General features: G+C 71.8%; 3 protein-coding genes. 2 read left to right on the top strand and 1 reads right to left on the bottom strand.

The window, feature by feature from the left end:
* Positions 1 to 2: 2 nt before the first annotated feature.
* Positions 3 to 1,130 carry a ferrochelatase gene (locus J1C73_RS00780; protein WP_207314595.1) on the bottom strand — a complete coding sequence of 376 codons (1,128 nt, stop codon included), beginning with the start codon at positions 1,128 to 1,130 and terminating at the stop codon, positions 3 to 5.
* Positions 1,131 to 1,289: 159 nt separating this feature from the next.
* Between J1C73_RS00780 and J1C73_RS00775 the strand changes: the two genes are divergently transcribed.
* A complete protein-coding gene (locus J1C73_RS00775) occupies positions 1,290 to 2,537 on the top strand; it encodes an MFS transporter (RefSeq protein WP_207314594.1) in 1,248 nt (415 codons plus the stop codon).
* The coding region (locus tag J1C73_RS00770) for a D-arabinono-1,4-lactone oxidase (RefSeq protein ID WP_207314593.1) at positions 2,494 to 3,765 on the top strand (1,272 nt) is incomplete at its 3' end. The genes J1C73_RS00775 and J1C73_RS00770, both read left to right, overlap by 44 nt.

The following is a 3,765-nucleotide window of genomic DNA, read 5'->3' as shown; positions in this document are numbered from 1 at the left end:
ACCTACGCGTACGGGCTGTCGGCGCCGGCGGCGGCCGGCCTGGCCGCACGGGCCGGGCAGCAGCCGACCGGGCAGAGGTCGTGGCTCGCCCCGAGCGCCCCGAGGGCACACCGCTCCCGGCCGCGGCCCTGTTCGGTGGCCGCGCGCTCCAGCACGAGGTCGCGCACCGCCGCCGCGAACCGCGGGTCGGCGCCGACGGTCGCGGACCGGCGCACCGGCAGGCCGAGCTCGGCGGCCTTCGCGGTGGCCTCGGTGTCGAGGTCGTACAGGACCTCCATGTGGTCCGAGACGAAACCGATGGGCGCCATCACCACGGCGGGAACGCCGTCGCTGTGCAGCAGCTCCAGGTGATCGCAGATGTCGGGTTCGAGCCACGGAATGTGCGGGGCACCGCTGCGCGACTGGTAGACGAGCTGCCAGGGGTACTCGACACCGGTCCGCTCACGGACGGCCTCGACGATCACCCGTGCCACGTCGAGATGCTCGGCGACGTACGCACCGCCGTCGCCGTGCGCCTCCGGCGGGCCGGAGGCATCGGCCGCCGAGGTGGGGATGGAGTGCGTGGTGAAGGCGAGGTGCGCCCCGGCTCGCACGTCCTCGGGAAGGTCGGCCAGGGAGGCGAGCACGCCGTCCACCATCGGTTCGACGAAGCCGGGGTGGTTGAAGTAGTGCCGCAGCTTGTCGACGCGCGGCACCGGCAGCCCTTCGGCCTCCAGGACGGCCAGCGACTCGGCGAGGTTCTCGCGGTACTGCCGGCAGCCGGAGTACGAGGCGTACGCGCTGGTCGCCAGGACGGCGATGCGACGGTGTCCGTCCCCGGCGATCTCGCGCAGGGTGTCGGTCAGGTAGGGCGCCCAGTTGCGGTTGCCCCAGTAGACCGGCAGGTCGAGTCCGTGGTCCGCGAAGTCCTTGCGCAGTGCGTCGAGCAGGGCCCTGTTCTGGCCGTTGATCGGGCTGACGCCGCCGAACAGGAAGTAGTGCTTGCCGACCTCCTTCAGCCGCTCCTCGGGGATGCCCCGGCCGCGGGTCACGTTCGCCAGGAACGGAACCACGTCGTCCGGGCCTTCGGGGCCCCCGAAGGAGAGCAGCAGCAGGGCGTCGTAGGGAGCGGGCTCACGCAGATCGGACATGACATCGATCCTGCCACCCGTCCCCGGCGCAGCCCCCACCGACATCCGTCCCGCACACCCGCCGGTCTCCCGCGGCCGGGCACACCGCCCCACCCGTAAGCTGTATCGGCCACGTTCACCCCTGACACCGCGTGTGACCACGCCGTAGCGGAGTACCCCTTGCCCAGTCCCTACCGCGCGATCTTCGCCGCCCCCGGCTCCAAGGGGTTCTCCTCGGCCGGCTTCTTCGGCCGCATGCCGCTGTCCATGATGGGCATCGGCGTGGTGACCATGGTTTCCCAGCTGACCGGCCGGTACGGACTGGCGGGCGCGCTCTCCGCGACGCTGGCGATGGCCGCGGCGGTGGTGGGACCGCAGGTGTCCCGGCTGGTCGACCGGCACGGACAGCGCCGGGTGCTGCGCCCGGTGACCCTCGTCGCCCTGGCGGCCGTGGCCGGTCTGCTGATCTGCGCGCAGCAGGGGCTGCCGGACTGGACCCTGTTCGTGTTCGCGGCCGGCGCCGGCTGCGTCCCCAGCGTCGGTTCGATGGTCCGGGCCCGCTGGGCGGAGATCTACCGGGGCTCGGCGCGGCAGCTCCACACCGCGTACGCGTGGGAGTCGATCGTCGACGAGGTGTGTTTCATCTTCGGCCCGATCATCTCGATCGGGCTCTCCACCGCCTGGTTCCCCGAGGCGGGTCCGCTGCTGGCCGCCGGCTTCCTGCTGGTCGGCGTCTTCTGGCTGACCGCGCAGCGGGCCACCGAACCGGTGCCGCATCCGCACACGCAGCACACCAGCGGTTCCGCGCTGGCCTCCCGCGGCCTCCAGGTGCTCGTGGGGACCTTCGTGGCGACCGGTGCGATCTTCGGGGCGATCGACGTGGTGACGGTGGCCTTCGCCGAGGAGCAGGGCCACAAGGCCGCGGCGAGCCTGGTGCTGGCCGTGTACGCGCTGGGGTCCTGCCTCGCCGGGGCGGTCTTCGGCCTGCTGCACCTGAAGGGCAGGCCGTCCAGCCGGTGGCTGGTGGGAGTGTGTGCGATGGCCGTGAGTATGATCCCCCTCCAACTGGCCGGGAGCCTGCCGTTCCTGGCCGTGGCGCTCTTTGTCGCGGGCCTCGCCATCGCACCGACGATGGTCACCACCATGGCTCTCGTCGAACAGCACGTACCGCGCACCAGACTGACCGAGGGCATGACCTGGACCAGCACCGGGCTCGCCGTAGGTGTGGCGCTCGGCTCCTCGGCCGCCGGCTGGGTGGTCGACGCGTCCGGGGCGAAGGCGGGGTACGCGGTGCCCGCCGTGGCGGGAGCGCTCGCGGCCGCGGTGGCGTTCCTGGGGTACCGCCGGCTCAGTGGGCCGGTTCCTACGGAAGGGCGCGGGGAAGATGACCGACACCTACGCACGGACGACGACGAGCGCGTGGCGTAACTGGGCGGGGAACGTCACCGCCCGTCCGGTACGGACCGTGTCACCCGCCTCCGTGGACGAGCTGGCCGAGGAGCTGCGCAGGGCGTCCGAGGACGGCCTGAAGGTGAAGCCGGTGGGCACCGGCCACTCCTTCACCGCGACCGCGGCCACCGACGGACTGCTGATCCGCCCCGATCTGCTCACCGGCATCCGGGAGATCGACCGTGCGGCGATGACGGTGACCGTCGAGGCCGGCACCCCGCTGAAGCGCCTCAACACCGCGCTGGCCCGCGAGGGCCTCTCGCTCACCAACATGGGCGACATCATGGATCAGACGGTCGCCGGGGCCACCTCCACCGGCACCCACGGCACCGGGCGCGACTCGGCGTCGATATCCGCGCAGATCCGCGCCCTGGAGCTGGTCACGGCGGACGGCACGGTGCTGACCTGCTCGGAGACCGAGAACGCGGACGTCTTCGCCGTCGCCCGGATCGGGCTCGGCGCCCTGGGCGTCATCACGGCGATCACCTTCGCCGTGGAGCCGGTCTTCCTGCTGACCGCCCGCGAGGAGCCGATGACCTTCGACAAGGTCACGGCCGACTTCGATCAGCTGGTGGCCGAGAACGAACACTTCGAGTTCTACTGGTTCCCGCACACCGGCAACTGCAACACCAAGCGCAACAACCGGAGCGCGGGCCCCGCAGCTCCGCCCGGCAGGGTCAGCGGCTGGATCGAGGACGAGCTCCTCTCCAACGGGATCTTCCAGGCGGCCTGCTCGCTCGGCCGGGCGGTACCCGCCACGATCCCCTCGATCGCCAAGCTCTCCAGCCGCGCCCTGTCGGCACGCACGTACACCGACATCCCGTACAAGGTCTTCACCAGCCCGCGCCGGGTGCGGTTCGTGGAGATGGAGTACGCCCTGCCCCGCGAGGCTGCCGTGGAGGCGCTGCGCGAGGTCAAGGCGATGGTCGAGCGTTCACCGCTGCGGATCAGCTTCCCGGTGGAGGTGCGCACCGCCCCCGCCGACGACATCGCGCTCTCCACGGCCTCGGGCCGGGAGAGCGCGTACATCGCCGTCCATCTGTACCGGGGCACGCCGTACCAGGCGTACTTCACGGCGGTGGAGCGGATCATGACCGCCCACGACGGCCGCCCCCACTGGGGCAAGGTCAACACCCGTGACTCCGGGTACCTGGCCGGGGTGTACCCGCGGTTCGGCGAGTTCACCGCGGTCCGGGACCGGCTGGAC

The sequence above is a fragment of the Streptomyces laculatispora genome (assembly GCF_017353455.1).
GTDB classification, from domain to species: Bacteria; Actinomycetota; Actinomycetes; order Streptomycetales; family Streptomycetaceae; genus Streptomyces; species Streptomyces laculatispora.
This window is presented reverse-complemented; position numbering and strand designations above follow the sequence as displayed.